28 protein-coding genes and 3 pseudogenes are annotated in these 25,275 nt (G+C 68.3%); 14 read left to right on the top strand and 17 right to left on the bottom strand.

The features are described from left to right. Positions 1 to 874: 874 nt before the first annotated feature. Positions 875 to 1,753, bottom strand: a complete 879-nt coding sequence (locus OG470_RS20300) for an IS5 family transposase (RefSeq protein WP_442930925.1) — start codon at positions 1,751 to 1,753, stop codon at positions 875 to 877. Between the two features lie 316 nt (positions 1,754 to 2,069). Here OG470_RS20300 and OG470_RS20295 point away from each other — a divergent pair, with 316 nt between their 5' ends. Then, complete coding sequence (locus OG470_RS20295; protein ID WP_328414482.1) at positions 2,070 to 3,356, top strand: S8 family peptidase; 1,287 nt, start codon at positions 2,070 to 2,072, stop codon at positions 3,354 to 3,356. A gap of 123 nt (positions 3,357 to 3,479) precedes the next feature. Beyond that, positions 3,480 to 3,695, top strand: coding sequence for a hypothetical protein (locus tag OG470_RS20290; RefSeq protein WP_328414480.1), 216 nt, complete (start codon positions 3,480 to 3,482; stop codon positions 3,693 to 3,695). 12 nt (positions 3,696 to 3,707) lie between these two features. On the opposite strand, the gene OG470_RS20285 is transcribed toward OG470_RS20290, so the two are convergent. Then, entirely contained in the window at positions 3,708 to 4,163 is a 456-nt protein-coding gene (locus OG470_RS20285; RefSeq protein ID WP_328414479.1) for a hypothetical protein, read from the bottom strand. Positions 4,164 to 4,401: 238 nt separating this feature from the next. Continuing rightward, on the bottom strand, positions 4,402 to 4,761 hold the full coding sequence (locus OG470_RS20280; protein WP_328414478.1) for a DUF1801 domain-containing protein: 360 nt from the start codon (positions 4,759 to 4,761) through the stop codon (positions 4,402 to 4,404). Between the two features lie 53 nt (positions 4,762 to 4,814). On the opposite strand from OG470_RS20280, the gene OG470_RS20275 reads away from it, so the two are divergent. Continuing rightward, a complete protein-coding gene (locus OG470_RS20275) occupies positions 4,815 to 4,997 on the top strand; it encodes a hypothetical protein (protein WP_328414477.1) in 183 nt (60 codons plus the stop codon). Positions 4,998 to 5,264: 267 nt separating this feature from the next. Here the strand turns inward: OG470_RS20275 and OG470_RS20270 are convergent, their stop codons facing one another. Beyond that, positions 5,265 to 5,948 (bottom strand): hypothetical protein, encoded by a 684-nt coding sequence (locus tag OG470_RS20270; protein ID WP_328414475.1) that lies wholly within the window; start codon positions 5,946 to 5,948, stop codon positions 5,265 to 5,267. A gap of 183 nt (positions 5,949 to 6,131) precedes the next feature. On the opposite strand from OG470_RS20270, the gene OG470_RS20265 reads away from it, so the two are divergent. Further along, positions 6,132 to 6,689 carry a DM13 domain-containing protein gene (locus OG470_RS20265; protein WP_328414473.1) on the top strand — a complete coding sequence of 186 codons (558 nt, stop codon included), beginning with the start codon at positions 6,132 to 6,134 and terminating at the stop codon, positions 6,687 to 6,689. Positions 6,690 to 6,703: 14 nt separating this feature from the next. Here OG470_RS20265 and OG470_RS20260 read toward each other — a convergent pair. Further along, a pseudogene (locus OG470_RS20260) lies at positions 6,704 to 7,351 on the bottom strand (sensor histidine kinase); the annotation flags it as partial. Between OG470_RS20260 and OG470_RS20255 the strand changes: the two are divergent. After that, positions 7,271 to 7,633, top strand: a complete 363-nt coding sequence (locus tag OG470_RS20255) for a hypothetical protein (protein ID WP_328426853.1) — start codon at positions 7,271 to 7,273, stop codon at positions 7,631 to 7,633. The pseudogene OG470_RS20260 and the gene OG470_RS20255 sit on opposite strands and share 81 nt — an antisense overlap. Before the next feature lie 617 nt (positions 7,634 to 8,250). Here the strand turns inward: OG470_RS20255 and OG470_RS20250 are convergent. Further along, complete coding sequence (locus OG470_RS20250; protein WP_328414471.1) at positions 8,251 to 8,964, bottom strand: SDR family NAD(P)-dependent oxidoreductase; 714 nt, start codon at positions 8,962 to 8,964, stop codon at positions 8,251 to 8,253. A gap of 153 nt (positions 8,965 to 9,117) precedes the next feature. Here OG470_RS20250 and OG470_RS20245 point away from each other — a divergent pair, with 153 nt between their 5' ends. After that, entirely contained in the window at positions 9,118 to 9,975 is an 858-nt protein-coding gene (locus OG470_RS20245) for a helix-turn-helix transcriptional regulator (RefSeq protein WP_328414469.1), read from the top strand. After that, positions 9,972 to 10,829, top strand: coding sequence for an oxidoreductase (locus tag OG470_RS20240; RefSeq protein WP_328414467.1), 858 nt, complete (start codon positions 9,972 to 9,974; stop codon positions 10,827 to 10,829). The genes OG470_RS20245 and OG470_RS20240 overlap by 4 nt, the downstream gene beginning before the upstream one ends. 106 nt (positions 10,830 to 10,935) lie before the next feature. Here OG470_RS20240 and OG470_RS20235 read toward each other — a convergent pair whose 3' ends face one another. From OG470_RS20235 to OG470_RS20225, 3 genes are all read right to left on the bottom strand, one after another. Continuing rightward, complete coding sequence (locus OG470_RS20235; RefSeq protein ID WP_328414465.1) at positions 10,936 to 12,012, bottom strand: MBL fold metallo-hydrolase; 1,077 nt, start codon at positions 12,010 to 12,012, stop codon at positions 10,936 to 10,938. Positions 12,013 to 12,102: 90 nt separating this feature from the next. After that, a complete protein-coding gene (locus tag OG470_RS20230) occupies positions 12,103 to 13,050 on the bottom strand; it encodes an NmrA/HSCARG family protein (protein WP_328414463.1) in 948 nt (315 codons plus the stop codon). 367 nt (positions 13,051 to 13,417) lie between these two features. Continuing rightward, positions 13,418 to 14,530, bottom strand: coding sequence for an RNA-guided endonuclease InsQ/TnpB family protein (locus tag OG470_RS20225; RefSeq protein WP_328414461.1), 1,113 nt, complete (start codon positions 14,528 to 14,530; stop codon positions 13,418 to 13,420). A gap of 413 nt (positions 14,531 to 14,943) precedes the next feature. On the opposite strand from OG470_RS20225, the gene OG470_RS20220 reads away from it, so the two are divergent. Next, positions 14,944 to 15,675, top strand: a complete 732-nt coding sequence (locus OG470_RS20220) for a putative quinol monooxygenase (RefSeq protein WP_328414459.1) — start codon at positions 14,944 to 14,946, stop codon at positions 15,673 to 15,675. 6 nt (positions 15,676 to 15,681) lie between these two features. Here OG470_RS20220 and OG470_RS20215 read toward each other — a convergent pair. The 4 genes and pseudogenes from OG470_RS20215 to OG470_RS20205 all read right to left on the bottom strand — a co-directional run. After that, positions 15,682 to 16,535 (bottom strand): IS5 family transposase gene (locus tag OG470_RS20215; RefSeq protein WP_328414457.1). Its coding sequence is split into 2 segments (ribosomal slippage): positions 15,682 to 16,145 and positions 16,145 to 16,535, totalling 855 coding nucleotides; the frame shifts between segments, so codons are not numbered across the junction. 37 nt (positions 16,536 to 16,572) lie between these two features. After that, positions 16,573 to 16,728: a hypothetical protein gene (locus OG470_RS37280; protein WP_442930924.1), complete on the bottom strand. Its 156-nt coding sequence runs from the start codon at positions 16,726 to 16,728 to the stop codon at positions 16,573 to 16,575. Between the two features lie 164 nt (positions 16,729 to 16,892). Beyond that, on the bottom strand, positions 16,893 to 17,621 hold the full coding sequence (locus OG470_RS20210; protein ID WP_328414455.1) for an LPXTG cell wall anchor domain-containing protein: 729 nt from the start codon (positions 17,619 to 17,621) through the stop codon (positions 16,893 to 16,895). 176 nt (positions 17,622 to 17,797) lie between these two features. Next, positions 17,798 to 17,890 (bottom strand): annotated as a pseudogene (locus OG470_RS20205) (transposase); the annotation flags it as partial. 599 nt (positions 17,891 to 18,489) lie between these two features. Between OG470_RS20205 and OG470_RS20200 the strand changes: the two are divergent. The 3 genes from OG470_RS20200 to OG470_RS20190 all read left to right on the top strand — a co-directional run bounded on the left by OG470_RS20200 (position 18,490) and on the right by OG470_RS20190 (position 19,947). Then, the gene (locus tag OG470_RS20200) at positions 18,490 to 18,810 is read left to right on the top strand and encodes a DUF4190 domain-containing protein (protein WP_328414453.1); all 321 of its coding nucleotides are present in this window, start codon (positions 18,490 to 18,492) and stop codon (positions 18,808 to 18,810) included. Positions 18,811 to 18,962: 152 nt separating this feature from the next. Next, complete coding sequence (locus OG470_RS20195; RefSeq protein ID WP_328414451.1) at positions 18,963 to 19,418, top strand: GNAT family N-acetyltransferase; 456 nt, start codon at positions 18,963 to 18,965, stop codon at positions 19,416 to 19,418. A 337-nt stretch (positions 19,419 to 19,755) separates the two neighbouring features. Further along, a complete protein-coding gene (locus OG470_RS20190; protein WP_328414449.1) occupies positions 19,756 to 19,947 on the top strand; it encodes a hypothetical protein in 192 nt (63 codons plus the stop codon). Positions 19,948 to 20,327: 380 nt separating this feature from the next. Here the strand turns inward: OG470_RS20190 and OG470_RS20185 are convergent, their stop codons facing one another. Continuing rightward, positions 20,328 to 21,449: a PQQ-dependent sugar dehydrogenase gene (locus OG470_RS20185; protein WP_442930923.1), complete on the bottom strand. Its 1,122-nt coding sequence runs from the start codon at positions 21,447 to 21,449 to the stop codon at positions 20,328 to 20,330. A 134-nt stretch (positions 21,450 to 21,583) separates the two neighbouring features. Next, entirely contained in the window at positions 21,584 to 22,588 is a 1,005-nt protein-coding gene (locus OG470_RS20180) for an LCP family protein (protein ID WP_328414445.1), read from the bottom strand. Between the two features lie 581 nt (positions 22,589 to 23,169). On the opposite strand from OG470_RS20180, the gene OG470_RS37275 reads away from it, so the two are divergent. The 3 genes and pseudogenes from OG470_RS37275 to OG470_RS20170 form a co-directional block, all read left to right on the top strand. Beyond that, the gene (locus OG470_RS37275) at positions 23,170 to 23,289 is read left to right on the top strand and encodes a LysR family transcriptional regulator (protein ID WP_442930922.1); all 120 of its coding nucleotides are present in this window, start codon (positions 23,170 to 23,172) and stop codon (positions 23,287 to 23,289) included. A gap of 25 nt (positions 23,290 to 23,314) precedes the next feature. Further along, complete coding sequence (locus tag OG470_RS37270) at positions 23,315 to 23,482, top strand: hypothetical protein (protein WP_442930921.1); 168 nt, start codon at positions 23,315 to 23,317, stop codon at positions 23,480 to 23,482. 36 nt (positions 23,483 to 23,518) lie between these two features. Beyond that, positions 23,519 to 23,838: pseudogene (locus OG470_RS20170) on the top strand (IS110 family transposase); the annotation flags it as partial. A 107-nt stretch (positions 23,839 to 23,945) separates the two neighbouring features. Here OG470_RS20170 and OG470_RS20165 read toward each other — a convergent pair. Then, on the bottom strand, positions 23,946 to 24,728 hold the full coding sequence (locus tag OG470_RS20165; protein ID WP_328414443.1) for an FAD:protein FMN transferase: 783 nt from the start codon (positions 24,726 to 24,728) through the stop codon (positions 23,946 to 23,948). Next, positions 24,725 to 25,231, bottom strand: coding sequence for an FMN-binding protein (locus tag OG470_RS20160; RefSeq protein WP_328414441.1), 507 nt, complete (start codon positions 25,229 to 25,231; stop codon positions 24,725 to 24,727). Before OG470_RS20160 ends, OG470_RS20165 begins: the two co-directional genes overlap by 4 nt. Between the last annotated feature and the right edge of the window lie 44 nt (positions 25,232 to 25,275).

The following is a 25,275-nucleotide window of genomic DNA, read 5'->3' as shown; positions in this document are numbered from 1 at the left end:
TGCGGCGGCGGAGGTGCGGCGCGTTTCTGATGGGCGCGGGTTGGGTGTCGGGGTCGGGCGGGTGGCGGGCGTCGCGGGGGCCGCGGGGGCGGGGGCGGATCCCGGAGAATCGGCCGCCGACAGGGAAGCCGGTGTCTCCCAGGAGGTGCCGGCCTCGGCGGGCGAGGCGTCGGCGCACCCCGCGGCCGCGAGGGCAAGGAGGGACGGCACCACGATGACCGACCGGATGCGGTAGCCGAGCTTCGTGCGGCGGCTCTGCTCGACCCTCTTCGACCGCGCCGAACAATCCGGGAACGTACCGGCGATCCACCGGTGGTGCTGATCGATGTGCGAAGAGGTGGTCGGCCGCCCGGAGCATGACGTTGACGGCATGGCGGTGAGTGTCACCGTTGCAGGGTAGACACAGGCAATGAGTCGCCAGACTAGCGCCCCTTGCGGGCGAGAACTTTGGCAGTGGAGCAATGTGCCAGGCGGGCTGCCAGTAGCCGGGCGTGGGCGAGTTGGTCGGTGAGGTGTTGGTCGATGGTGGGCAGGGCGTCGCGGATCAGGGGCGGGGCTTGGGGCTGGTCGGCGGCGCGCAGGACTCGGTTGTGGACCTTGGTGTAGAAGATTGCGAATCGCAGGCCGTCGCCGGTGAGGTCGTAGGTGTTGTGCCGGGCGTTTGGTGATGATCTGGTTTCGGAAGATCATTACTGACGTTGCCTTTGGGCAACGAGCTGGTTCCACCAGCCAGGGGCGCCAGCCGTCGGCTCCGGGGGTTGTTCTGATGTGACCCAGCCCGTAGGTTGCGGGAGACCGATGTCACATATCGGTGTTGGTCAGCCCACCTCCGATGGGAGTCCCTCGTGAGACTAAGGCGTGTTTCATAAGCCGGTCAGAGCCACTCGGTGATGATCGTGATGGTGAGAACGGCTTGGAAGCGGACTGCCAGCTTGTCGTAGCGGGTGGCGACGCCGCGGTGGCGTTTGAGCCGGTTGATGCCGTTCTCCACGGCGTGGCGTAGCCGGTAGAGGTCCTTGTCGAACGCGGGTGGGCGGCCACCCTTGGAGCCTTTGGCCTTGCGATGGGCGTCCTGGTCGGTCTTGCTGGGGATGCAGGCCTGGATCCCGCGTGAGCGCAGATGACTGCGGTTGCCGCGGCTGGTGTAGGCCTTGTCGGCCAAGACCAGGTCGGGGCAGGTGCGGGGTCGACCCACGCCGAGGCGGGTCACATGGATGCGGCGCAGGACGGGGATGAACTGCGGGCTGTCACCACGGTGCCCGGCGGTCACGATCAGGGAGAGGACCTTCTGTCCCTGCTCGCAGGCCAGATGAGTCTTGGTGGTCAGCCCGCCGCGCGATCGGCCCAGCGCGTGATCGGCCGGCTCGTCGTGCACCCCGCCGGGCGGCTCCTTCTGCAGATGCCCGTCGGTGCGGGCTCCGGCGGCGTGCTGGTGGGCGCGGCTGGTCATCGAGTCCACGCTCACCGTCCAACCGATCCGGCCGGTCGCGTCGCCAGCGGCTTGCAGCGCGGACAGGATCTTGTCCCAGGTTCCGTCACGCTGCCAGCGGCGGAACAGGCCGTAGACGGTGGGCCAGGGCGCGTACTCGGACGGGACGTCACGCCACGGGGCACCGATCCGGATCCGCCACCGGATCCCGTCAATGAGCTGTCGTTTCTTCCACTTCGGCGGACGACCCGTCCTCGGCACGGCAGGCAGCAACGGAGCCAGAACAGCCCACTGCCCGTCGGTCAGGTCATGCCGCCTCGTCACCGCTACGCTGGGCACGAGGTCTCCGGTATGAAGTTCTTGCTTGGTCGCAGAACCAGTTACCGGAGACCTCTTCAGCTGTCGATCACCGCCACGCGGTGACTTCGATCAGACTCCACTTTTGAAACACGCCTTAGTTCGTCGCAAGACACTGGCCGCAGCGTCCGCCCTGGCACTCGGGGCCGGGGTCGTTGTCAATGCCGCGTTAACCCCGTCGGCATTGGCGGCGGGAGCGGACACCACCTACATCGTCCTCGCCCCGCAGGGTGGCTCGAGTGCCAAGGCAGCGGCGAGGGTCGCCGCCGCCCACGGCACCGTCGTGGCCAACTACAGCCAGATTGGCGTGCTCGTGGCGCGCACGACCAACCCCGACTTCGCCAACGCGGTGGCCGGCGCAGGCGTGGAGTCCGTCGCCTCCACCACCGGCCTCGGCACCCAACTCGACGACGGCGGCACTCTCGAGACAGTGGACGCGACGGCCCAGGCGGCGACGGGCAACCCGACCGGCGAGCCCCTGTGGGGCCTGCAATGGGACATGCCGCAGATCCACCTGCCCGAGGCGCACGCAGTGACCACCGGAAGCCCCAACGTGGTCGTGGGCGTGCTCGACAGCGGCATCTCCAGCACCCACCCTGATCTGGCCACGCAGATTGCGAAGGACAAGAGCACTTCCTGCCTCGGCGGCATGATCGACACGGCTGAGGCCGCCTGGAATCCCACCACGTCGGACCATGGCACCCACGTCGCCGGCACGATCGCCGCCGCGATCAACGGTGTCGGCGTCGCCGGCGTGGCGCCCGGCGTGAAGGTCGCCTCGGTGAAGGTCGTTAACGACGACGGCTTCATCTACCCCGAGGCGGCGGTGTGCGGCTTCATCTGGGCCGCCGAGCACGGCATGCAGATCACCAACAACAGCTACTTCATCGACCCCTGGGAGTTCAACTGCCGCAACGACGCGCGCCAGCGCCCGGTGTGGCAGGCCGTGCAGCGGGCGATCCGCTACTCGCAGAACAAGGGCGTGCTGAACATCGCCTCCGCGGGCAACTCCAACGTCAACCTGCAGCACAAGTTCATCGACAGCGGAAGCCCCAACGACGGCAGCTTCCCGGTCGAGGACCGCACCATCACGGGTGCCTGCGTCGACCTGCCGGCTGAGGCGCCGGGCGTAGTGACCGTGTCAGCGGTTGGCCCGACGCAGCAGAAGAGCTACTACTCCTCCTACGGGCAGGGAGTCGTGGAGGTGACCGCTCCCGGTGGGGATACCCGATTCCGCACCGGCGGTTCGCCCTCGACGCTGTCCGACGCCATCCTGTCAACCACCTTCAACACCGTGACGAAGACCAACGGCTGGGGCTACAAGCAGGGCACGTCGATGTCCGGCCCGCACGCGGCCGGTGTCGCGGCGCTCGCGCTTTCGGCGCACCCGAATATGCAGCCGGCCGCGCTGGCGTCGTTCCTGCAGCGCACCGCTGACGCGCTGCCGTGCCCGGCGGGCGTCTACAACCCGGTGCCGAAACTCGCCGGCTTCGAGGCGACGTGCAGCGGCGGGGCACGTAACAGCTTCTACGGCGCCGGCGAGGTCAACGCCTACAACGTGGTGAAGTGAGCAAGTCTGGTTCCACACGATGAATCAGACAGGGGATCACCCGGCCGGAAGGCCGGGCGATCCCCTGTTCCGGGGCCGGTCAGTGTGTACGGCGAGGAAGAGAAACGCCCCTAAGATCGCCAGGTGCGCGACATGGGGGCGTCCACCCGGAGCAGCGGCGTGCACGGTGACGACGACGGTCAGCACGCGCAGGACCACTGTGACACCTTCATCTGCCTTTCCGTGTTCGAGCCGTACACGATGGGATACCAGGCCGGATGTGACCACGTGGTTGATCTGAGCGAGCTGGAACGCGAAGGCCGCTCCCAATCGACGGGAGCGGCCGTCCAGCCGGGATGAGCTGAGCAGATGTCAGACGGCCGGGGCGGGCGCGCGTCGCCGGCTGACCGTTCGCACCAGGATGATGACCCAGGCCACGGCCGCGATCACGCTCGCGACGACGAACCCCGTCAGCAGCAGCCAGGTGGACCCACCCGCCGTGGCGAAGACGCCGTTGCGTGCACCGGTGTCGCGCACCGGAACGGTGTCGCCTGCCGCCAGCCCATCGGGCTCGTCGTAGAGGATGACGTCGGTCCGCTGGCCACCACCCTCGGTAGCGGCGAAGTCGCCGTACCAGGTGCAGCTGCGCCGCCCACAGTCCTCGCGGACCGCGGTGAAGGTGCCCGGCATACCCTGGCCGGCCTTCGCCTGCCATGCCGGAACCAGATCGAAAGCGCCGAACATCAGCCCCGCGATGGCGATGACGGGCAGGCCGATCCAGACGAAAATCTTGGTCCGCCACTCGCTGATCTTGTTGGAGGTAGCCATGAGGGCGGAGGCTAGCGGGTCCCGTGGGAGCCGCGCTACCCCGAATGGCGCCCGGCGAGACCGTGCCCTCCGGGTCGCGGGGCACTCGGGTCGAGCGAGTTCACCGCTCCGCGACGGGTGTAGCCTGTTTGCCGCAGCGGGGTCCAACAACGATCGCGACGCGGGCCCGCCGGACCGGCGATCCGCCGCCGACAGGGGCTACCTGTGGGGTTCCCTGCCACGGCAGACACGCTGGCAACTACAAGGCAGCCGTGGTCTTTCCCAGGATGCTGGCGAGTGCGCCGTAGTCGACGTCTTGCCCTTCTTTGATGTCGACGGTTTTGCGTTCACCGTTGCCCATTGCCCGGAGGAACCCCTTGACCTCAGGGATGTCCGTTGCGTTGAAGACCATGAACGAGACCTTGGACTTGGCTACCGCGATGACGGCCGCGTAGTGGCCGTTCTTGATGTAGTGCGGCTTGCCGTACTGAAGCCGTTCCTCGGCACCTGGAATGGTTTGGTCGATCATCGCACGTAGTTTTTCACATACGTCGATCTGCCACGGCTGCGTCTTGTTGATGTACTGGGTGACATCGTCGACCACGGTCTTCTCCTTCATCACTGTTCGCTGGAAAGCACGGGTCTATAGAACGTGTCGTAGCCGAGGGTCGAGTGCCGCAGGCCGCGATCGTCGCCTGCCATGCCGAAGCCCCACGCTGGCAGGACACCGACTGGCCACAGATCGTCCTGCTCTACGACATGCTGCTCCTCTTCGCGCCATCACCCGTCACCCGGCTGCACCGAGCGATCGCGCTTCGCTACGGCGCGGCCCCGCAGCGGCGCTGGCCGAAGTAGACACCCTCAACACGTCCCTGGACCGCCATCACCTCTACCACGCCACCCGCGCCGAACTCCTTCGCGACCTCGGCCACATCGCCCAAGCCCAAGCCGCCGATCGCCGCGCACTGGAGCTCACCGCGCCGCACAGCAGGCACTCCTGCAGCAGAGACTTCACTGGAGGAGGTGAGTCGGACGTCAGGGGCCGGGCCAACGATGGCCCGGCCCCTGACGCGTCAACCGTCGAGGCTCGACGCCGAAGGACCGGCGGAGCCCGCACATCGCTCAATAGCCGATGTAGAAGGTGGTCCGCACCTCGATGCCGTTCCAGGTCGCGGTGATCGCGCCCGGATTGGATAGCGAAGCCGAGCCATCCACTGTCACCGGGAAGACGGCTCCTCGACTGCCGGGCGAGATGAACACCGTCGCGGGCACCGACACCCCCGGCGTCCCGGTGGACAACGTGACCGTGACGCCATCCGAGTTCGGTGCGGTGCCGATCCCGACCGCGGCCTCGGTGACCGCGCCGTGGCGTACCCAGGTCGGTCCGGTGGCGAAGGTCGGTGGTACCACTATCAGCTTGCCAGTCGCCCTTGACGCGCCCAGGTACGCCGACGGCCGTACCACCGACGGTGTGCTGGCGCTGTAGACCGTAGCGGGGAAGGTGGCGGTCGTGCGCCCGGCCGCGACAGTCACCCACCGGGGGACGGAGACGTTCGGGCCGTAGCTGGTGTTGCTCCAGACCTCGACGCTGACACCGCCCGCCGGGGCGGGACTGGTCAGCACCACGGTGCCGGTCACCGTCGTACCCTCAACTGCCGCCTGCGGGTCAAACCGGAGCTCGCGGACCGCCTGGACCCCGTCCTTGGGCTTGACCCGCGCGTGTGCGGGGCCGACCGTGACCACCAGCAGGCCGGCGGTGAGCAACCCTGCGGAGAGGCTCTGGATCAGGTGCTTCAGGCGCGCCATTCGGTCTCCCCGTCCATCGGAATGATCTGCATGGGTTGACCTAACCCGTGAAAGATCTGGATCACCATGCCCGGCGGGGACCCGTTCCACTTCCGTAAGAACTTCCCACCGACCAGGAGACGGTAAGAGTCTCGAAAGATTCCGTCGGCGGCTCGCCACCCAGGATCGTCGTACGCTCCACAGGTGCGAAAATCGATCTTCCGGTCGCCGGTGGCCTGGGCGTGTCTCTTCCTCGTCAGCGCCGTGGCGGGGGCCGGCCTCCACTGGTTCCAGCCGTGGAAGCTGTTCACGGATACCTACGTCGACGAGGCGCTACCCGTCGTCGAGGTAACGCCGGGCCCATCCGGCTCCTCGTCAGCCGTTCCGTCGGCCGCCACACCGGCCGGCCCTCAGATTCTGGCCGTTGGCGAGTTCATCACCCATGAGCACGAAACGACCGGCAGCGCCGAGATCGTCCGGCTCGCCGACGGGGGCCACCAACTCGTCATCCGTGAGCTGGACACGTCGAACGGTCCGGACCTGCGGGTGTGGCTGACCGACCAGCCGGTGCTCCGGGGCACGGCGGGCTGGCGGGTGTTCGACGACGGCGAATGGGTCGAACTCGCCAGGCTCAAGGGCAATCGCGGCGACCAGGTGTACGAGCTGCCGGCATCGGTGGACCCGGACAAGTTCCGGAGCGTGTCCATCTGGTGCAAGCGCTTCGCGGTGTCCTTCGGCGCGGCGGCTCTGAAGACGGTCTGAAATGAGGTGCCGGGTTAGGCGACGGGGAGTCGGACCATGAACCGACAGCCGTCGCCTGTGTTCTGGACGTCGACACTGCCGCCGTGCGCCTCGACCAGGCCGTGCACGATCGCCAGCCCGAGACCTCCCGAGGCACCAGGGGCGCCCCCGCCACCCTGCCGCGGGGTACGGGCCGGCTCACCCCAGAACGCCACGTCGAAGACCCGGGGCAGATCCGCCTCGGGAATGCCGCCGCAGGTGTCGGCCACCGACAACCAGGCGGTCTCCCGTGCCCGGCCGGCCTCGATCCGTACCGTGCCGTCGTCGGGGGTGTAGCGGACCGCGTTGAGCAGCAGGTTGGCCACCACCCTGGCTAGCTCCGGTTCGCTGGCGGCGACGGTGGGCCAGCCCGTCTCGGCGGCGACCAGTCGGATCCGCCGGGCGGCGGCCAGCGGTTCGGTGCTAGCCAGTGCGTCGGAGACCACGTCGCCGAGCGGCACCGCCGACAGCGACAGTCGCAGCGCTCCGGCATTGATCCGGGACAGCTCGAACAAGTCGTCGACGAGCCGCGCCATCCGATCAGTTTCCAGCCGGATCCGCCGGTGGTACTCGCCGACCGTCTCAGGGTCGCGGACCACCTGGTCCTCCAGCGCCTCGGCCATCGCCCGCAGCCCGGCCAACGGCTGCTCGACACCTGGGTCCGGCGCAACGGGCTGCCTGAGCGGGTGGTCAGCGCCCTGCACCTGGCCGCTACCGGCGGCCGAGTGCGCCGCACCGTCTATCAGCGCGACGAGAACCTGACCGACGACCAAGCAACCCGCGACCTTCGCGCCCTGGTCCGGGCGGGCATGCTCGAACAGCACGGCGAAACCCGAGGCAGGTTCTACCTCGCCTCGCCGACGCTCCGCGATCTCGCCGCCCCGGCGCTCCGCCCGAAGGAAATCATCGACCCGTACCGACGGTGAGGCGCAGGCCCCGGAACCGCGAGTCCGCGCCGGTCAGCGGGCCGCGAGCCGACGCCGCCATGCCGCCATGCCGCCATGCCGCCATGCCGCCTAACGAAATTGGCACCAGGCGGCCGCTCAAAGGCGGGCAAAGGCCCGCCGGGTCCTTCGAAGCACGCACGGCGACCACTCTGGTCAACTCAGCGCCCTCGACACAGTCCGTACCAGAACCGCCCAGGAGTGGGCGTAGGAGGCGGTCGTTGAGTTTGGTGTAGAAGATCGCGAGGCGTTGGCCGGAATGCAGAATGTCCTGCCATCAGGCCGGTCCTCTTCACACCACCGAGCCCTCGCACTCCACGGCCCGCGCGCTCCGCCAACTGCCTGAGATCGACCGAACCCCTTCGCTCCTCCCGCTTGATCCAACCGGCCCGGGCAGCCGTGGCCAGACCAGCCCGGCGATGGCGAGCGCTGCCACGACGAGCGCCGGCAGGACCGCGCCGCGACGGGACGCGTTCCTCATTGCCGGTTCTTGCCCAAACTCCTCCCGCCGGTCAGTTGCCGGTTGGGAGACCGGCCGAACCATCCGCGGATAAGCGCGAACTCCGGACCGAGTCACCGTCGTCGCAATCGGGTGCCGGTCACCAGGGCAGGATGCCGCTCGCGTCGTGGAACTCGCCGCTGGGACCGTTGTCGTCGAGCAGCGCGAACCGTACGGCGACGGCCGCGCCGTGGGCGGCGTCACCGGCACCGGGCGTCGGCGTGCCGCCGTAGAGGTCGGTCGCGACGTACCCGGGTGTGACTGCATTGATCTTTACGGGCGTGTCGCGGAGTTCCTTGGCGTAGAGGATGGTCAGCGCGTTCAGCGCGGCCTTCGACGACTGGTACGCGCCGACGTTGATCGGTATCCGGTTCCTCATCAGGGTGAGGGAGCCGACCTCGCTGGACACGTTGACGATCCGCGGTGACGGGGAGCGCAGCAGCACGGGCAGGAAGGCGTTGATGACGGCGACGACGCCGAACACGTTCGTCTCGTAGGTGCGGCGCAGGTCCTCCGGCGACGTCCGGGACGGGGTGTCGTAGCCGCTGCTGATGCCGGCGTTGTTGACGAGGATGTCCAACGCCGTGGCATGCACGGCGGCAGCCGCGACGGAGGCGGCGTCAGTGACGTCCAGCTGGAGCAGCTGCACGTCGAGCCCTTCGGCGCGCAGTTCGTCGACCGTGCGCTGGCCGCGCGAGGTGTCGCGGGAGCCGGCCAGCACGCTGACCCCTGCCTGTGCCAGCTGCCGGGCGATGTGCCGGCCGACGCCCTTGTTTGCCCCGGTCACGAGCGCGATCTTGCTGTGGTGAGCCATGGCTCGAGGCTGCCCGGCGGGGTGGGCCGGGCGACAGGCCCAGCCAGTACCAGTCTCGGCGGGCACCTTCGGGTGGTGTACGGCCGATTGTCTGGTTCGTCCAGGTACCGTTTGTACCTGGCAGCTGGGCGAGCACGGGCGATACTTGCGACCATGGACCGTACCGAGCTCGGCGAGTTCCTGCGCAGCAAGCGGGAGCAAACGCGACCGCAGGACGTCGGCCTGCCGGCCGGCACCGCGCGCCGGACCCCGGGGCTGCGCCGGGAGGAGGTCGCCCGGCTCGCGCACATCTCGGTCGAGTACTACACGCGGTTGGAACAGGCCCGCGGGTCCAGCCCGTCCCGGCGGGTGCTCGGCGAGCTGGCCCGGGCTCTGCGCCTGAGCGCGGACGAACGCGACCATTTGTTCGACCTTGCCGGTGTCGCACCGGAATCGGCGGCCGGACCCCGCTCCGACGTCCCGGCGACCGTGTTGAACCTGCTGGAGCACATGACGGACGTCGCGGCGTTCGTGGTCAACGCCCGCTACGACGTGATCGCGTGGAATGGCCTGGCCGCGGCCCTGTTCGAGGACTTCTCCGCGGTTCCACCGGCCCGCCGCAACCTCATCTACCGCCACTTCCTGCACCCCGACCCCGCCGCGCGGCACTACGGGATGAGCGGCGCGGAGGAGTTCGGCAGGCTGGCGGTGGGTCAGTTGCGAGCGGCGGCTGGCCGGTACCCGACCGACCCGCAGATCCACGCAATGGTCGACACGCTGTACCGGGGCAGCGCCGAGTTCGCGCAGCTGTGGGACGTCCACCATGTGGAGACCGGACACCACCACCGCAAGACGATGCACCATCCGATGGTGGGCACCCTTGAGCTGAACTGCGACACGCTCGCCGTGCCCATGCGCGACCAGTATCTCGTCTGCTTAACCGCTCAGAGGGGCAGCCCCTCCCATGACGCACTGCGCCTGCTGTCGGTGGTCGGCACCCAGGACATGAGCGTTGCCGTGGACACCGAGTGACGACGTTCCGGCTGGGGCCGTTTCCGGTCGCGCGAGTCGGGTACGGCGCCATGCAGCTGACCGGGCCCGGTGTGTTCGGCCCACCGGCCAGCCGTGACGATGCCATCGCCGTACTCAGGACCGCGGTGGAGACCGGTGTGAACCACATCGACACCGCCGAGTACTACGGACCCCGGGTCGTCAATGAGCTGATCCGGGAGGCGTTGCACCCGTACCCGGACGGGCTGGCGATTGTCAGCAAGGTGGGGGCCCGGCGGGACGACGCGGGTGCGGTACTGCCCTACGACGAGCCCGACGAGCTGCGCAGGGGCATCGAGGACAACCTCCGGACGCTGCGGGTCGACCGCCTTGCCGCGGTCAACCTCAGGCTGATGGGCGACTCACCTCCAGACGGCCGGTTCGATGCCCAACTGGCCGCGATGGTCACGGCTCGAGAGGAAGGTCTGATCGACGGAATCGGTCTCAGCAATGTCTCGCTCGCCCACCTGCGGCGGGCGCTCGCGGTCGCCGAGATCGTGTGCGTACAAAACTCGTTCAGTTTGCTCGACCGCGCTTCGATGCCGGTGCTGCAGGAGTGCGCGCGGCGCGGCATCGCGTTCGTGCCCTACGTTCCGCTGGGCTGGCCGCGAGATCGGCGCGAGGCCATCTTCAACAACCCGGCGGTGGACCGCCTCGCCCGCCGGTACCAGGCCACGCCGGCGCAGATCGCGCTGGCATGGCTGCTCGCGCTGTCCCCGAACGTCCTGCTGATACCGGGCACCGCCTCGCTGCGGCACCTGCGGGAGAACCTCGCGGTGGATCGCATCGAGCTGGACCGGGACGCCACGAACCAGCTCGACTCGGCGTTCGCCTGAGCGGCCGGGCGGCTGGGACCTACCGCCGAAGGCCCCGGTGTCCCGCGACCCCGGGAGCCGGCGGCTGGCCGGCGCCCGGGGAGAGCGGCGTTGCGGCGGGCATAGTTCAGGGATGGATCTGGGATCCGAAGCCGAGGTCGAGACGGACGGATTCGAGGATGGTCAGGGTGCTGCTCGTGGTGAAAACGTCGGCCGCAGCCAGCACCCCGGTGTATTTCGCGATGACGGGGGCGGCGGCCTGGTCGGTGACCGCGTCCAGGTAGGTCTTCACCGCGGCCCACGGGTTCGGGCCGTACTTCACGAAGTATGGCGTCGGATCGACCGTGGCGAGCGCGGTCTTCACGTTGTCGACGATGTCGGTCACGTACTGCTGGTGCAGGCCGATGTCGGCGCGAGTGCCGAGCCGGCCCAGGTGGCCGCCGATGTAGTGCTTCCAGGGGTAGGAAAGGGCGGTGGTGGGGGCGGCGATGAATCCGGGTATGTCGGCGCTGAGGTTGAGGTTGTAGATGGGTACCCAACCGGGCAACGCGATGTCGACGAGCATGAGGGTGTCGTGGTCCGGCAGGTGGATGTAGATGTTGTCTGGCGCGTGGTTAGAGCCGCGCCAGGCCAACTCGACGCGTTCCCCGCCGACGCGCAGGGTGCGACGGTCCTGGAAGGTGACATCGGGGGCGGGTCGGGCCGGGTCGTTGTACTGCAGCAGCAGTCGGCGGGTCTCCGCGTGGCCGACGCGCACGACATGCTTGCCGAACAACGCCGACGCGCCGATGTGGTCGGCATGGTGGTGGGAGTACACCAGGTGCGTCACCCTGTTGCTGACGCCGTTGGCGGCGGAGATCTCGTCCACGGCCCGCCGGAGGTTGTGGCCGATGGTCGGCGGCGCGTCGAACAGCACGACGCCGTCGCGGGTGGTCAGGAACGCGGACTGGTAGGTGCCATCGGTGACCCAGTACAGGTTCCGCTCCACCCGTCCGACGTAGTAACCCTGACTGTTGAGGGCGGGTCCGAGCGCCGACGGGGGTACGGGCGCGTAGTCCTGCAGGGCCGAGTCGGCCTCGGCCGGCGACGGTCCCGCCACCGCGGCCATGATGGCGCCGATCGACGGCGCCGCCGCGAGCGCCGCGCCGCGGGCGAGCAACGACCGCCGGCTCGTACCGGACCGGTCGGTATTGGTTGGTGTCACAGTGACTCCTTGGAACGTGATGGTCTGAGCTTCGCGAGTCCACCGCAAGCCGTCCATAGCGGACGGCCTGCGGTGGACGGGGTCCGCTGGCTAGTCGACGCTGACGGCGTCCTTGTGTTCGAGCAGCCACTGGTGGAATGTGCGCAGTCCGGGGTGCAGCGCGCGCACCACGGTCAGGTCGCGGGCGCCGGTGAAGGTGCCGGCGGCCTCGGTGTAGTACTGGAACATGTTTCCGATCTCCGCCGCGGCGGGGATGCCGAGAGCTCGGAACTGGTCGTGGGTCAGCGGCCGGTAGGCCACCGGCTCGCCCAGTACGTCGGCGAACACGGCCGCGATCTGCGCGCCGGTCAGGTGCTCGCCGGCGATGCTGACCGTCGCGCCGAGGTAGTCCTCGCCGGCGGCGAAGATGCCGAGCGCGGTGCGGCCAATGTCCTCGGCGGCGATCCCGGCCAACGCGCTGTTACCCATCGGCAGCGTGAGCACCAGCTGTCCGGACTCGTCGCGGAGCGGCCCGAACCCTTGCAGAAACGCCTCCCAATAGAAGGTGGTGCGCAGGAACGTCGTCGGCACACTGAGGTCGAGGAAGAACCGGTCCGCCTCCGCCTTCGCGTCGAAGTGCGGCACGGTGTAGGAGCCGTCGAGCACCGGTACCCGGGGATCGGTGACCGGGAGTCGTTCGCGGGTGTCCTCCAGCGTTGACCAGATCACGTGCCGCAGGTCGGCCTGCTTCGCCGCCCGGGCCGCGTTGCGTGCGTGGCCCAACTCGGTCTGCGCCGACATGCCTTCCCAGTAGTTCGTCACCACATAGGCGCCGTACGCGCCGACGAACGCGCGCCGCAGGCTCGACTCGTCGTCGAGGTCAGCCTCGACCACCTGCGCGCCACGGGAGGCCAACTCACGGGCGGCATCGGAGTCCGGCCGGCGGGTCAACGCCCGGAGCGTGAACTCACCGCGCGGATCCGCCAGGATGGCGTTGGCCAGGCCACCGCCCTGCGCGCCGGTGGCGCCCACCACCGCGATGGTTTTCGTTTCGGACATGCCAATTCCTCCCGTGTCGGGGTCTTTGCGCGAAACCCATGCGCCGGATAGCGCACGGGCGACGGGGAGCTGTGTGCTGTGTCAGCCCGCCACGGGTCCAGCGTCGCGTGCCGGTGGACGACCAACCAGGTACAGCCTGGGCACGGCTAGCGGCAGGAATGTCCGCATTGCCGGGAATGGCGGTGGTCGGCGGTCGACAGCCGCAAGGGCCACCCGCGGCGGAACCTGCTCAGGCTGTGGCGGATTGACATCCTCCACCGCCCTGAAGGACGGGGATTCCCTCGGTCGCCCGAGGGGGTTCCTGTTTCACCGGGTCGCGCCTTCACCGCTTTCGCGGGTCGGGTCTTACCGTCCCTCCACAGGCGTTTTACCTCTCCGCCAGCCCGGCGGCGAGAATGTTGCGGGCGGCGTTGACGTCCCGGTCGTGCACGGCATTACAGCCGGGACACGTCCAGACACGAACGCCGAGAGTCATCGCTGTGTTGATCCGCCCGCACGCCGAACAGGTCTTCGTGCTCGGATACCAGCGGTCGACGGCGATCACGGTCCGCCCGTACCAGGCGGCCTTGTACTCGATCATGCTGCGCAGTTGTGTCCACGCCGCGTCGGAAATGGCGCGGGCGAGTTTGTGGTTGCGCAGCATGTTGCGCACACTGAGATCTTCGATCACGACCGTTTGGTTCTCGCGGACGAGTCGAGTCGACAGCTTGTGCAGGTGATCCCGCCGCCGATCGCCGATACGGGCATGGATGCGGGCCACCGCCAGGCGGGCTTTGGCCCGGTTGGCGGAGTCCTTGCCCTTACGGGCCATGGTGCGTTGCGCCTTGGCCAGCTTGCGCCGGTCAGCGCGCTCGTGGCGCGGGTTGGTGATTTTCTCCCCGGTGGACAGGGTGAGCAGACTGGTGATGCCCGCATCCACCCCCACCGCCGTGTCGACCGGCGGGAGCGGCGTCACGGTGGGATCCTCGACCAGCAGGGACACGAACCACCGACCGGCCGCGTCACGGGACACCGTGACCGTGGACGGCTCGGCGCCGTCGGGCAGAGGCCGGGACCACACGAGGGTCAGCGGCGCGTCCATCTTGGCCAGGGTGAGCTGCCCGTCACGCCAGCGGAACGCCGAGCGGGTGTACTCCGCCGACGCCCGAGACTTGCGCTTGGACTTGAAACGCGGGTACCGCGACCGCTTGTCCCAGAACGCGGCGAACCCGGCTTGCAGGTGCCGCAGGGCTTGCTGCAACGGCACGGAACTGACCTCATTGAGGAACAAGAGCTCCTCGGTGCGCTTCCACTCGGTCAGCCACGCCGACGACTGCACATAGGTGCTGCGCTGCCGGTCAACCGCCCACGCGCGGGTGCGCGCATCCAGGGCAAGGTTGTACACCTTTCGCACGCACCCGAAAGTGCGGTTCAACTGCTCAGCCTGCTGCGGGGTCGGATAGAAGCGGTACTTGTACGCCCGCTTCACCACCTCACCCATACCTCACATCCTACCAGTAGTTCATGTAAGTCTATCCCTGAGGGGAGGGAGCGGCGTTTCCTCCCCCGCCTGAAGGCAGGGGTATCCACGCCGCAACACCGATGAAAGCCAAGCTGACCCTGTCCGAGCGGACCTACACCTTCACCACCTGCGCACTGACCCTCGACCGAGCCGTCAACGCCGCCCGAAACCTCGCCGCACTCGCGACGCAGGTCAACACCACCGGGAGTGGGCCGATGACAGGACGTGGAGCAGACCGTGAGCCGGGCGAGCATCGGCTATCAGCGTCTTCGCTGTTCCGACCCCGAAGCCTGAGTCAGGGACCAACGGTCGTTTGCCCGTTCGGCTAATGGGAACAAGCCGCGGGCCCGACGCGAAGTCTGCCAGCAGTACAGCACCGGCAAGGAGATCAGATGGATGCGAGCGTAACCGCCGGAGCGGACGAGACGTCACCCTCGCCGGCACCCGACCAGGTCGCCGTACTCGCCCAATTCATCGCGAAGCCCGGCCGGGAAGCCGACGTGTGTGACCCTCTACTGCACCTGGTCGAGCCCTCGCGCGCCGATTCAGGGAACCTCAGCTACGACCTGCATCGGCTGAAGAACAATCCAGCGGCGTTTTACCTTCTGGCCAACTGGGCGGACCAGTCTGCCCTCGATCGGCACATGGCGAGCCCGCACGTACAGACTCTGCTGCGCGAGCAGGCTGTGCCAGAGCTGGTGGCTCCGCCCATGGTGCGCTCCGCGCGGCTACTTTCCAGCCCGGACACCAGACCGGACAGTCCGCGGGCGACCGCGAACTCCAGCGCCCAAGTGACCCTCGTCCCGTTCTTCACCATCAGTCCGGGTGCGGTCGACGTGGTACGCCAGGCCCACCTGGCGATGGTGGAGCCGACCCGGGCTGAACCGGGTTGTCTCGACTATGACCTGTACCAGACCCGGGAGGACCCGCGGGTGATGTTCTTCTACGAGAACTGGACTGACCAGGATGCGCTCGCCAGGCACATGAACACGCCGAACTTTCTTCGTTATGTGCGGGGCGAGGTCGACGGGCGCCTGGTTGTCCCGTGGACCGCGCACATGATGGCGATGATCAGCCAGCCTCCCCCGGTAACGAGCCGGACCGCATCGGAGGGAGGACGTTAAGAGGTCCTAACTCTTTGAGTGTTGGAGTCGGCGCCAGCAGATGATGGCGCAGGCGAGGGTGAGGAAGGCTTCGTGGATGTCGTCGCGGATCTCCCAGCGGATGCGCAGGCGGCGGAACCAGTGCAGCAGGGCGATGGTCTGCTCGACGACCCAGCGTCGGGCGCCGAGTCCGGAGCCGTGGTCGACGCCGCGTCGGGCGATGACGGGTGTGATGCCTCGGGTCCGTAGCTGGCGGCGGTAGATGTCGTAGTCGTAGCCGCGGTCTGCGTAGATCCGGTCGGGCCGTTGCCGGGGTCTGCCGCGGATGCCCTTGATCGGCGGGACTTTGTCGATCAAGGGCATCAGTTGGGTGACGTCATGGCGGTTGCCGCCGGTCAGGCTGACGGCGAGGGGGATGCCGCCCGCGTCGGTGATGACGTGGTGTTTCGAGCCTGGCTTGCGGCGGTCGACCGGGCTCGGGCCGGTTTTGGGCCGCCCTTGAGCGCCCGGACGTGGGAGCCGTCGATCACCGCCCGGGACATGTCCAGCTGCCCGGCGGCCCGGAGTTTGCCCAGCAGCACTTCGTGCAGTTGCTGCCACACGCCGGCGTCGTTCCAGTCCCGCAACCTGCGCCAGCAGGTCATCCCCGACCCGAACCCCAGTTCCTGGGGCAGGTGCTCCCACGGGATCGCCGTGTAGAGCACGAACAAGATCCCGCACAACACCTTGCGGTCATCCAGCGGCTTACGGCCGGGATAGCGACGCCGACGTGGTGCTCGAGGTGGCAGCAACGGCGCGATCTCGGCCCACAACTCGTCCGAGACGATCCACGGCGGCTGCTCACCCCTCCTCACGCCCAAGCACTCAAATCGACCATCCATCAAGGACGAACGCCCCTAGATCATTCTGTTAGGAGTTCTAAGCCTTCCGCAGCACACCCGTGGAGAGCCACTGAACCAGGAATACCGCCAGGTTGACCGCGGCCTCTGCCTCGTCCTGGTTCTGGCGTCGCGAGTTCGGTCCTCCACCGTGACGCGAGTGTTGGGCGTTCCAAAGCGTTTCCATCATTGTCACGATGCCCTCGGCGGTACGGGGATTGCCGCCGGCCCGTTGGCACACATACGTTGCGGCTTGCTCCCGAAGCTGGCATCACGCCTTCGGGCCGCGACGAACCTCGCCAAGCACAGCGCTGATCGCGCCCGGCCCGACGAAGCATCGAGCCGGGCGCGTCGAGTGAGCTATGCCACGAAGCGGGAACGGCGTCGGCGTCCGATCAGGTAGCCCGCGCCGCCGAGGAGCAGAAGCGCACCGCCAATGCCGGCCACGGTCGCGGTGTCGGCACCGGTCACGGCCAGCCCACCGCCCTCGCCGCCGGGGGCGCCCAGGCTGGCGGAGGTAGTAGGGGTCGGCGCAACGGTCGTCGTGGCGCTGGGCGTGGCGCTCGGTGTCGGTGTGGGCTGAGACGTCGGTGTCGGTGTGGGCTGAGACGCGCAGTCAAGCGCACGTGCGGCGTACAGGCCGTTGTTCAGGTAAGCCAGGTAGGCATCGATGGCCCCGTCGTCGAGCACCTTTTGCGCAGCCGCCTTCACGTTGGCGCCAGCGCCCGTCAACGTCCGGACCACCGTGATCCGCAGATCCGTTGACCAGGCGTTCTGCACGTCCGCCTTGAGGAATGCGCGGAGATCATCCGCGGTGCCGTTCAGCCGCTCCTGTATTACGCGAGGCAAAACGGGCAACGAGTCGGCGTTTGCCGTGGCCAGGATCTGGGCGGCCAACACCCGCACCTGTACATCGGTGGCGGTATCCAGGTCGATGGTGACAAGCTCGCGGATATCCTTGTACACCTTGCGCTCGACCGTTTGGCAGGCCTCGTTCAGCCCGGGCGATTCGGTTTGAGCCACCGCCGGTGCCGCCGGAATCAGAAAGGCCAGCGCCATTAGGGCGCCGGCCGGGACCTTCCATCGCATGTGGTCTTCCTCCCCGTTGCAAGCCAAAACATGGAGATATTACCGTCAGTGGGCGGAAAAGCAAGAAGGGATGGACGTCCTAGACTGCGCAATGAGCAAGACCGCGGCGCAGAAGCTGTTCATCAAGCCCGGCACGGCGGTCTGGGTCGCACCGGCAACCCGTGATGATCCACACCAAGACCTTCTGCCATCGGCTGCATCGACTTACGCCGCCCGTCCAGAAGCAGACCACGCAGTTACGCCTCGCCTTTCGTGCGCTGGTCCGACCGGGCCGAGGGGCGGCGAATCCGTCGCCTACTGGCGGTCCCGCTTCGGCCGGGCGCTGCCGCAGCCGGTGAAGAACGGCGTCGGCGATGCCGCCCGGCGCGCCTGTACGACGAGCGGTCGCTGCTCAAGTCCCTCCACAAGGGATGAAAGACCCACCACCTAGATCATTTTGTTAGGAACTCTAAGTCGGGACGGCGCCTTCTCGGCTCGCTTCGCCGCCGGAACCGCTGTACGCGAGCATGGTGCTCTTCGTCGCGCAGCACATCACGCCGGCTTGTACGGAGGTCCTCCACGAACGGCTGCCACATGTAGCTCCATGCGTTATCCCGCCGGAACCGGATCACGGCAGGCCCACATGGCTCGACGTCGCTGGAGCAAAGTGGGCATGTCAGCACAGATCAAACATCGCCCGCTGCCTGCCTCGCACCAGAGCAAGTGGCGCCCCCGTCGGTGAGCCTTCGAGCGCGTCCAGCTGGTAGCTGTTCGCCGAGGAACGACGGCACGCAGTGCAGATGGCGGCACCCCTTTGTATTCTCACGGTTGCGGGCTTCGCGGCGCTGAGGCCCAGCACATCCGAGTGGCTCGAACGACTGGAGATGCCATGACGGGCCAGCTCTCTGAGAATCAGCAAGGGCGCAACAACCTCGCCGTTGCGGCATGCGCGGTGGGTCTGGTGTCGCTGCTAGTCATTGCCGCGGCCGCGATGGGGCTGATACCGCTGCCAGTCACAACCATGAACCCCCTGCTGATCTCGCTGCTGGTCAGCGGTTGTGCGGTTGTCCTGGGCGGGATGGCACTAAAGAAGATCAAGACAGACGGGCAACATGGCCGCGGCCTGGCGATCGCCGGGTGCGCGCTTGGCGCAATCGGACTCGTGATCGCGTCTCTTATCGCACGGACCCTGTCGCAGCTGGCTGGCTGACGTCCAGTCGTTGGCCTTGCTCGGCGGCCCACCCGCCAGCCGCGTCCCCAACCTCTCCGGGCAGAACACCTAGGTCCTGTTTCGGAATGGGAGACGGGCTGCGGCGTCGCCTCGCTCCGGCCCCCATTCCGAACAGGACCTAAGCTGGGGCGATGGTGGAGGTGCGGCTCGAACCGATGACCGAGGAACAATTCGGACCCTGGAAGGCGGACGCGGAGGCGCACTACGCGCAGAGCGTCACCAGCTCCGGCGTACCGGCCGAGGCCGCGGCGGCGGAGGCCGCCGAGACCTTCGCGAGGCTGCTCCCCGACGGCGCCGGGACGGCCGGGCACCACTTCTGGTACGCCTGCGAGGGCGACCGCCGGGTCGGCTTCCTCTGGCTGAAGCTCACCGGCACGGCCGCGTTCGTGTACGACATCGCCGTCGAGCAGGACCAGCGCCGTAAGGGCTACGGCCGCGCCATCATGGAAGCCGCCGATCGCTGGAGCCGAGCGAACGGCGCCGCGACCATCGGCCTGCACGTCTTCGCCCACAACCATGGCGCCCGCAGCCTGTACGAGCAACTCGGCTACGTAGAGACCGGCCGCAAGATGTCGAAGGATCTCTAGGCGAGCGAGTCATGAGGAACCTGATCATGAGTGTCCGAAGGGGAACCCAGTCACCTTACGGTGAAGAGGTTGATCGGCCCCGACAGTCGGCCAGGGGGTCTCGGACGGCAGGCTGACCGCTTCGGGGAGACCATCACCGAGTCGTCGGAGGCGACCCTGCCCCTGCCGGCCGTCCGCGCCACGGCCCTGCGCGCTCGCCGTGTCGACCAGGACAAGCGCTGCGCGCACGCCGGAGGAGCGTGGCACGACACGGCTTGGTCTTCACCAGCCGGATCGGCACGCCGGTCGAGCCGGGGAAACCTCCACCGAGTTCAAGACCCGCTGCCGGAGGGCCGGCGTGCGGGAGATCTCCGTGCACACCACCCGGCGGACCTGCGCCTCCCTGCTGGTGGCCCTCGACGTCGGCCCTCGGGTGACCATGAAGATCCCTCGGCACAGCCAGATCGCCGTGACCATGAACATCTACAGCGAGGTCGCTTCGGAGGCCACCGAGAGGGCGCTCAATCGCCTCGACGAGCAGTTCCTCTAGCCGCCGCCAGCCGCTAGCCCGACATCGCCGGCAGCCGGCGAATTCTGGCGACTCCACAACGCCCACCGACGACAACGAGGGCCGCCGCCGCCCGCTGGTAGCGCAGGTAGCGCAGGTTTCCGACTCCGTCTGATAGTTGAGCGGCGGCCTAGGTTGACGGTTGACAGGGCGGGCTCGGCTGATGCTGGGTACGCGCCGTGTTGACGTGATGTCGTGCCCGGTCATTCCCCAGGCTCCGCCGGTCGAACTTCCGCCGGCGCGTCTGGCTCCCATCGCTGGTCCGCGCCGACCTTCGCCCCCATCAATATGCGTCTGCCTAGGTTCTGCGCGGGCGGTAGCCCCTCCGGGTCGGCCGGTCAGGCGTCCCTCGTCGGTCTGGGCTAGCGTGCGGGGAAGCGCAGGATGCGGTCGTCGCCATCGCGTACGTCGCTGTGGCCGTCGGTGTTGGACGTGGTCAGCCAGAGCGCGCCGTCCGGGGCGATCTGCACTGTCCGCAGGCGGCCGTAGCGTCCTACCAGCTGTGCGGAGGGATCACCGGCCGTGTCGCCGTTGAGGGGAATGGCCCACAGCCGCTGGCCTCGTAGTGCGGCCACGTAGGCCGTGTCTCCGGCGATCGCGATGCCCGACGGCGAGGCGTCGCTGACTGGCCAGGTGACGACCGGGTTCGTGTACCGCCCCCCGTCGCTGTCGCCGTCGCCTTCCACCTGGGGCCAGCCGTAGTTGTGTCCCGGCTCGATGCGGTTGACCTCGTCAAGCTCGTTCTGCCCCAACTCGGCCGCGAACAACCGGCCGTCGGAGTCCCAGGCGAGACCTTGCACGTTGCGGTGCCCGAGGCTGTACACCGGTGATCCGGCGGTCGGGTTTCCCGGCGCCGGCGTGCCGTCGGGTGTCAGGCGCAGGATCTTGCCGTTCGGGCTCGCCGGATCCTGCGACCGGCCTGTGTCGCCGGCGTCTCCGGTGCCGACGTACAGCATGCCGTCGGGGCCGAACGCGATGCGTCCGCCGTTATGGTTCCCGCCCTTGGCGATACCGCTGAAGATCACCTCAGGCTCTCCGCCGTCGAGGTGGAAGCGGACGATCCGATTGTCCTGCTCGGCTGTGTAGTAGGCGTAGATCAGGTTGTCCTCGGTGAAGTGGGGCGACACGGCAAGGCCGAGTAGGCCGCCCTCACCGCCTGCCACCACACCGGGCACCTGGTAGACCTGCCGGGGCGCGCCGCCGCCGGGGGTCAGCTGCAGCACCAAGCCGGTGTTCCGTTCGGCGATCAAGGCGTCGCCGTTTGGCAGGAACGCCAGGCCCCACGGGACGTCGAAGCCCTGCGCGATCTCTTCGCCGGCGTCCAGATCCGGCGTTCCGGACCGGATGCTGGCCGCCATATTGGTGGCGGTGGCCGTTGGAGAGTGAGCTCGGTCGCCGGCGCCACCACACCCGGCGACGGCGCCCAATACCAATAGAGCCGCGCATACCCGTTGCCACCGTTTGCCTGCCCTAACGACTGTCATGCTGATCCTCCGAAGCCGTGATGAGGTGCCCCTTCCGTGGCCCGCCGGGCGTCTGCCGGGGTCCAGCGAACAAGGAGCCGTCGGTTTCCGGCTGCCGACGGCGACGGCGGCAGTTGGCGCCCTAGAACGGGGAGCTAGGGGCTGAGGTTGGCGGTGGGTGTCGGGGATGGCGCCGCAGTGCCTCGGTACTGCTGGACGTTGTCATCGGCGACCGCCTGGTAGAGCGCCTTCGCCTTCGCGGTGTCCGGCAGCACCACGCTCTGGCCGCTCTTCATCCCGGTCCCCGCGCTCGGGCTGCCCAGGAAGGTCAGGTCGTCGCTGCGCAGGTCCCGCAGCTCCATCGCGACGTCGACCAGGTTGAAGTCCTCGTCCACCGTCACCGACCTGGTGACGGCCTGGAGGAACGAGTTGAGCTTGACCGGGTTCGACAGCGTGCCGATGCCCGCCGCTCGGTCGAGCAGGGCCTGGAGGAATTCCCGCTGGTGCCGTTCCCGGCTGAAGTCGCCGTCGGCGAACTGGTAGCGCTGGCGCACGTAGTCCAGCGCCGCCGCGCCGTCCAGATGCCGGACGCCCTTCTGGAACGTCCGGTGCGGCGCGTGGATCGAGGTGATGGTCTTCTCGATCGTCAGGTCCACCCCGCCGAGGGCGTCGACCACCTGGGCGAAGCCGGCGAAGTCGACCAGCGCCACGTGGTCGATGTGCACACCGGTGAAGGTCTCCACGGTCTGCACGGTCAGCGGGGTGCCGCCCCAGGCGTACGCGGAATTGATCTTCGCCATCGTGCTCCCGTGCCGTCCGTCGGGCGACTTCGGCACGAAGACCCAGGTGTCCCGGGGAATGGAGATGACCTCCGCCTTCTGGTGGTCGGCGTCAAGGTGCAGCACCATGATCGTGTCGGTGCGGGAATCCGCCGTCCGGTCCGGGTCACGGGAGTCGCTGCCGAGCAGGAGCACGTTCATCGCGCCGGTGACGGCCCGGGTCGGGCGGGACTCCTCCGGAAGCCCGGCGAACGCGTCGGTGCGGGACAGGTTGCCGTTGAGCGAACGGCCGTAGGTGGCGACCGCGATGATGCCCCCACCGCCTAGCACCAGCAGTGCCGCGAGCACGCCGATCAGAATCCGTCGAGATCGTCGTTGCATTCGCTCCAACCCTTCACGCCCCAGCGGGGAACCACCCGGTGTTCGATGGTTACCCAACGTAATGGGGAAAGCTGGGAGGCGGCTTAGAGTCGCTGTAGCGCGCTACAGATCACAACCGAACCCCTGCTGACCGCGGACATTGCTCAACGAAAAGCCTGGGCAAACTCGGTCAGCCTCTCCGGCCGAGCGCAGTTTGACGGCCGCCGGGCAGCCAACGGTGGCGCCGACGGGCGACCACAGCCTTGGACCGGTCACCTGAGAGAGATGGGCTCGCAGGCTCCTGTTCTGGCTTGCCGTCGCGGTCGTGGCATTGCAGGTCGCTCTCGCGCCGGCGCGGTAGACGCCAGTGGCGCCTGGGTGGGTCGGGGCGTACCGGCGCGTCGGGCAGCGCGGAGCGGGCCAGGTCGGCTAAGCCGGCGTTGATCAGGAAGGGGACTAGGGGGGTCATGGTGGTCCCTCGGGATTCGGGCCGCGGCGTCGGGTGGCGTCGCGGCGAAAGTCACTGATGCCACCCTCCGCTACAGCGGTTAAGCTGTCCAACAGAAGAGTCAGATGCGAGCAATCAGCTTTGGTGATTAATCGTGGAGCTACGCCAGCTCGAGTACTTCGTGGCGGTCGCCGAGGAGCGTCACTTCACGCGGGCCGCCGCGCGGATGCACGTAGCGCAGTCCGGCCCTTTCCGCGTCGATCCGCTCCCTTGAGCGCGAGCCCGGCGAGAGCCTGTTCGTGCGCAACACGCGCAACGTCGAGCTGACCAACGAAGGACAGGCACTGCTCACCCAGGCGCGGCACGCACTCGCCAACGTTGCCGCCGCCATGGACGCGGTCGCCGCGGTGCAGGGACTGCTGCGCGGTCGAACAAGGCGTCAGCCCGAGCGGTCAAGCAAGTCGTAGAACTTCCGCCGGAACCCGCCAACTCCCCGACGGCATCAGCCAGGCCGGCGGCTGGGCAAGGCGAAACTTGAGGAAGGGATCGCGGGGATCGCTCGGCTGCACGCGCTGATCGGCGAGCATGTCGGCGCTAACGATGAGCCGCGCAGGTGGTGGTCGGTATCGAGACTGACCGGGGTCCGTGGGTGCAGGGCGTGATCGCTGCCGGCTACCAGGTGTATGCGATCAACCCGCTGCAGGTGGCCCGGTATCGGGAACGGCACGCCGTCTCGGGGGCCAAGAGCGACGCCGGTGACGCGCACGCCTTGGCCGACATGGTGCGCACCGACCGGCATCAGCTACGCCCGGTCGCCGGTGATCGAGGCCAAGGCCCCGGGGTAATCGCCCCTTCAGCATCGCCAGCGCCCGGCGAGGTTTAGTCGTGAACTCCACCTTCTCAGGACGCCGGCGCACCCATCGACTGCCTTCAAAGGTGGACTAACGTCGATGACCCGGTTTCGCCGGTGTCATCGACTGCCATTGCCCGGTAACCCGTCTGCCTCCGCAGCCACGACAGGCTGCGGGAACCTCCGGCGATCGCAGCCGTGGCGTAGACGTCCGCCCAGGTCAAGGAGGGACCGATCACGGTCACCGAGGCCAGGGCGTTGACCGGCCGGCCGGTGTGCGGGTCGAGGATGTGGGCGCCCCGGCGACCGGTACCGGATGTGGCGACGGCGCCGCGGCGTACCGGCAGCACGGCCAGCAGCCGGCGCGGGTCGGCGGGGTCCTCCACTCCGACCCGCCACTCCGGCTGGCCCGGCCCGGTCCGCAGGATGATGTCCCCACCAGCGTTGAGGCTGAAGTCGGCCACCGCCCGCTCGGCGAGCAACCAGCCGGCCCGCTCCACCGCCCAGCCCTTGACCAGGCCGGACGGGTCGAATCGAATCCGCCCGTCGACGCCGGGCAGCATCGCGTCGAAGTAGCCGTCGGTGCGCCAGCGGGCCTCCTCACACAGTTCCAGCACCTCGCGCACGGGCTGGTCGCAGTCCGCGAGGCGCCGCAGACCACGGTTCAGTTCGCTGATCTGGCTGTCCGGCCGGTACGTGCTGAACATCCGGTCGACCGCCCGCAAATCGTCGAACGCTGCGCCCACTGCGGCGGCAATGCCCGGTGTGTCCGCCCCGGCTCGTACGTGGACCGAGATCGGCATGCCCATGATTTGCTCGACCCACGCCCGCCGAGCGGCGGCTTCCAGGCCAGACGTCGTCACGATCCACCGCCCAGGTGCGCCGCATCCAACGCGGCCTGGATCGACTGGAGGTAGGCGTCGGTGGTGGCGGTGGCGCCGCTGACGGTGTCCACCTGCACGTCCTGCGCGCTGAGTACCTCCTGGCGCAGTTGCGGCACCGCGTAGGAGTTGATCCGCCGCGAATGGCCGTCCTCGGGCAACGCCAGCGTCGTCACGTCGGTGATCCGGCCCGCCGTGACCTGCAGCCGCACCTGGACCGGGCCGTACCCGTTGTCGACCACGCTTCCATTGACCGTCACCGTGTCGGTGGGCCGAGCCGGGGCCGCACCGCCTTGGGCGGCACCGCCCGGTGACGCGGTGCCACTCGAACCGGTCGGCGGCGCCTCGGCCGGTACGGCCGGGCCGACGATGCCAGGTGGGGCGGTACCTGATCCGTTGGGGATGCCGGACGTGCTGGTCCGGTAGCTGAAGAGCAGCACCAGTACGGCGACGGTGCTGACCAGGGCGAGCGTGATTCGCCTCATGCCACTTTCTCCTCGTCTCCCCGGCGAACATCACCGGATGAATG

This window comes from Micromonospora sp. NBC_00389, assembly GCF_036059255.1.
Classification (GTDB): domain Bacteria; phylum Actinomycetota; class Actinomycetes; order Mycobacteriales; family Micromonosporaceae; genus Micromonospora.
The sequence above is the reverse complement of the archived record's forward strand: the minus strand, read 5'-3'. Positions and strand labels throughout refer to the sequence as shown.

What these genes read in the sequence shown, in the direction of transcription:
- OG470_RS20220 (WP_328414459.1), top strand. Translation starts at nt 14,944, where the DNA reads ATGGATGCGAGCGTAACCGCCGGAGCGGACGAGACGTCACCCTCGCCG.
- OG470_RS20185 (WP_442930923.1), bottom strand. Translation starts at nt 21,449, where the DNA reads ATGACAGTCGTTAGGGCAGGCAAACGGTGGCAACGGGTATGCGCGGCT.
- OG470_RS20180 (WP_328414445.1), bottom strand. Translation starts at nt 22,588, where the DNA reads ATGCAACGACGATCTCGACGGATTCTGATCGGCGTGCTCGCGGCACTG.
- OG470_RS20160 (WP_328414441.1), bottom strand. Translation starts at nt 25,231, where the DNA reads ATGAGGCGAATCACGCTCGCCCTGGTCAGCACCGTCGCCGTACTGGTG.
- OG470_RS20200 (WP_328414453.1), top strand. Translation starts at nt 18,490, where the DNA reads ATGACGGGCCAGCTCTCTGAGAATCAGCAAGGGCGCAACAACCTCGCC.
- OG470_RS20195 (WP_328414451.1), top strand. Translation starts at nt 18,963, where the DNA reads ATGGTGGAGGTGCGGCTCGAACCGATGACCGAGGAACAATTCGGACCC.
- OG470_RS20225 (WP_328414461.1), bottom strand. Translation starts at nt 14,530, where the DNA reads ATGGGTGAGGTGGTGAAGCGGGCGTACAAGTACCGCTTCTATCCGACC.
- OG470_RS20230 (WP_328414463.1), bottom strand. Translation starts at nt 13,050, where the DNA reads ATGTCCGAAACGAAAACCATCGCGGTGGTGGGCGCCACCGGCGCGCAG.
- OG470_RS20210 (WP_328414455.1), bottom strand. Translation starts at nt 17,621, where the DNA reads ATGCGATGGAAGGTCCCGGCCGGCGCCCTAATGGCGCTGGCCTTTCTG.
- OG470_RS20270 (WP_328414475.1), bottom strand. Translation starts at nt 5,948, where the DNA reads ATGGCGCGCCTGAAGCACCTGATCCAGAGCCTCTCCGCAGGGTTGCTC.
- OG470_RS20280 (WP_328414478.1), bottom strand. Translation starts at nt 4,761, where the DNA reads ATGAAGGAGAAGACCGTGGTCGACGATGTCACCCAGTACATCAACAAG.
- OG470_RS20245 (WP_328414469.1), top strand. Translation starts at nt 9,118, where the DNA reads ATGGACCGTACCGAGCTCGGCGAGTTCCTGCGCAGCAAGCGGGAGCAA.
- OG470_RS20285 (WP_328414479.1), bottom strand. Translation starts at nt 4,163, where the DNA reads ATGGCTACCTCCAACAAGATCAGCGAGTGGCGGACCAAGATTTTCGTC.
- OG470_RS20250 (WP_328414471.1), bottom strand. Translation starts at nt 8,964, where the DNA reads ATGGCTCACCACAGCAAGATCGCGCTCGTGACCGGGGCAAACAAGGGC.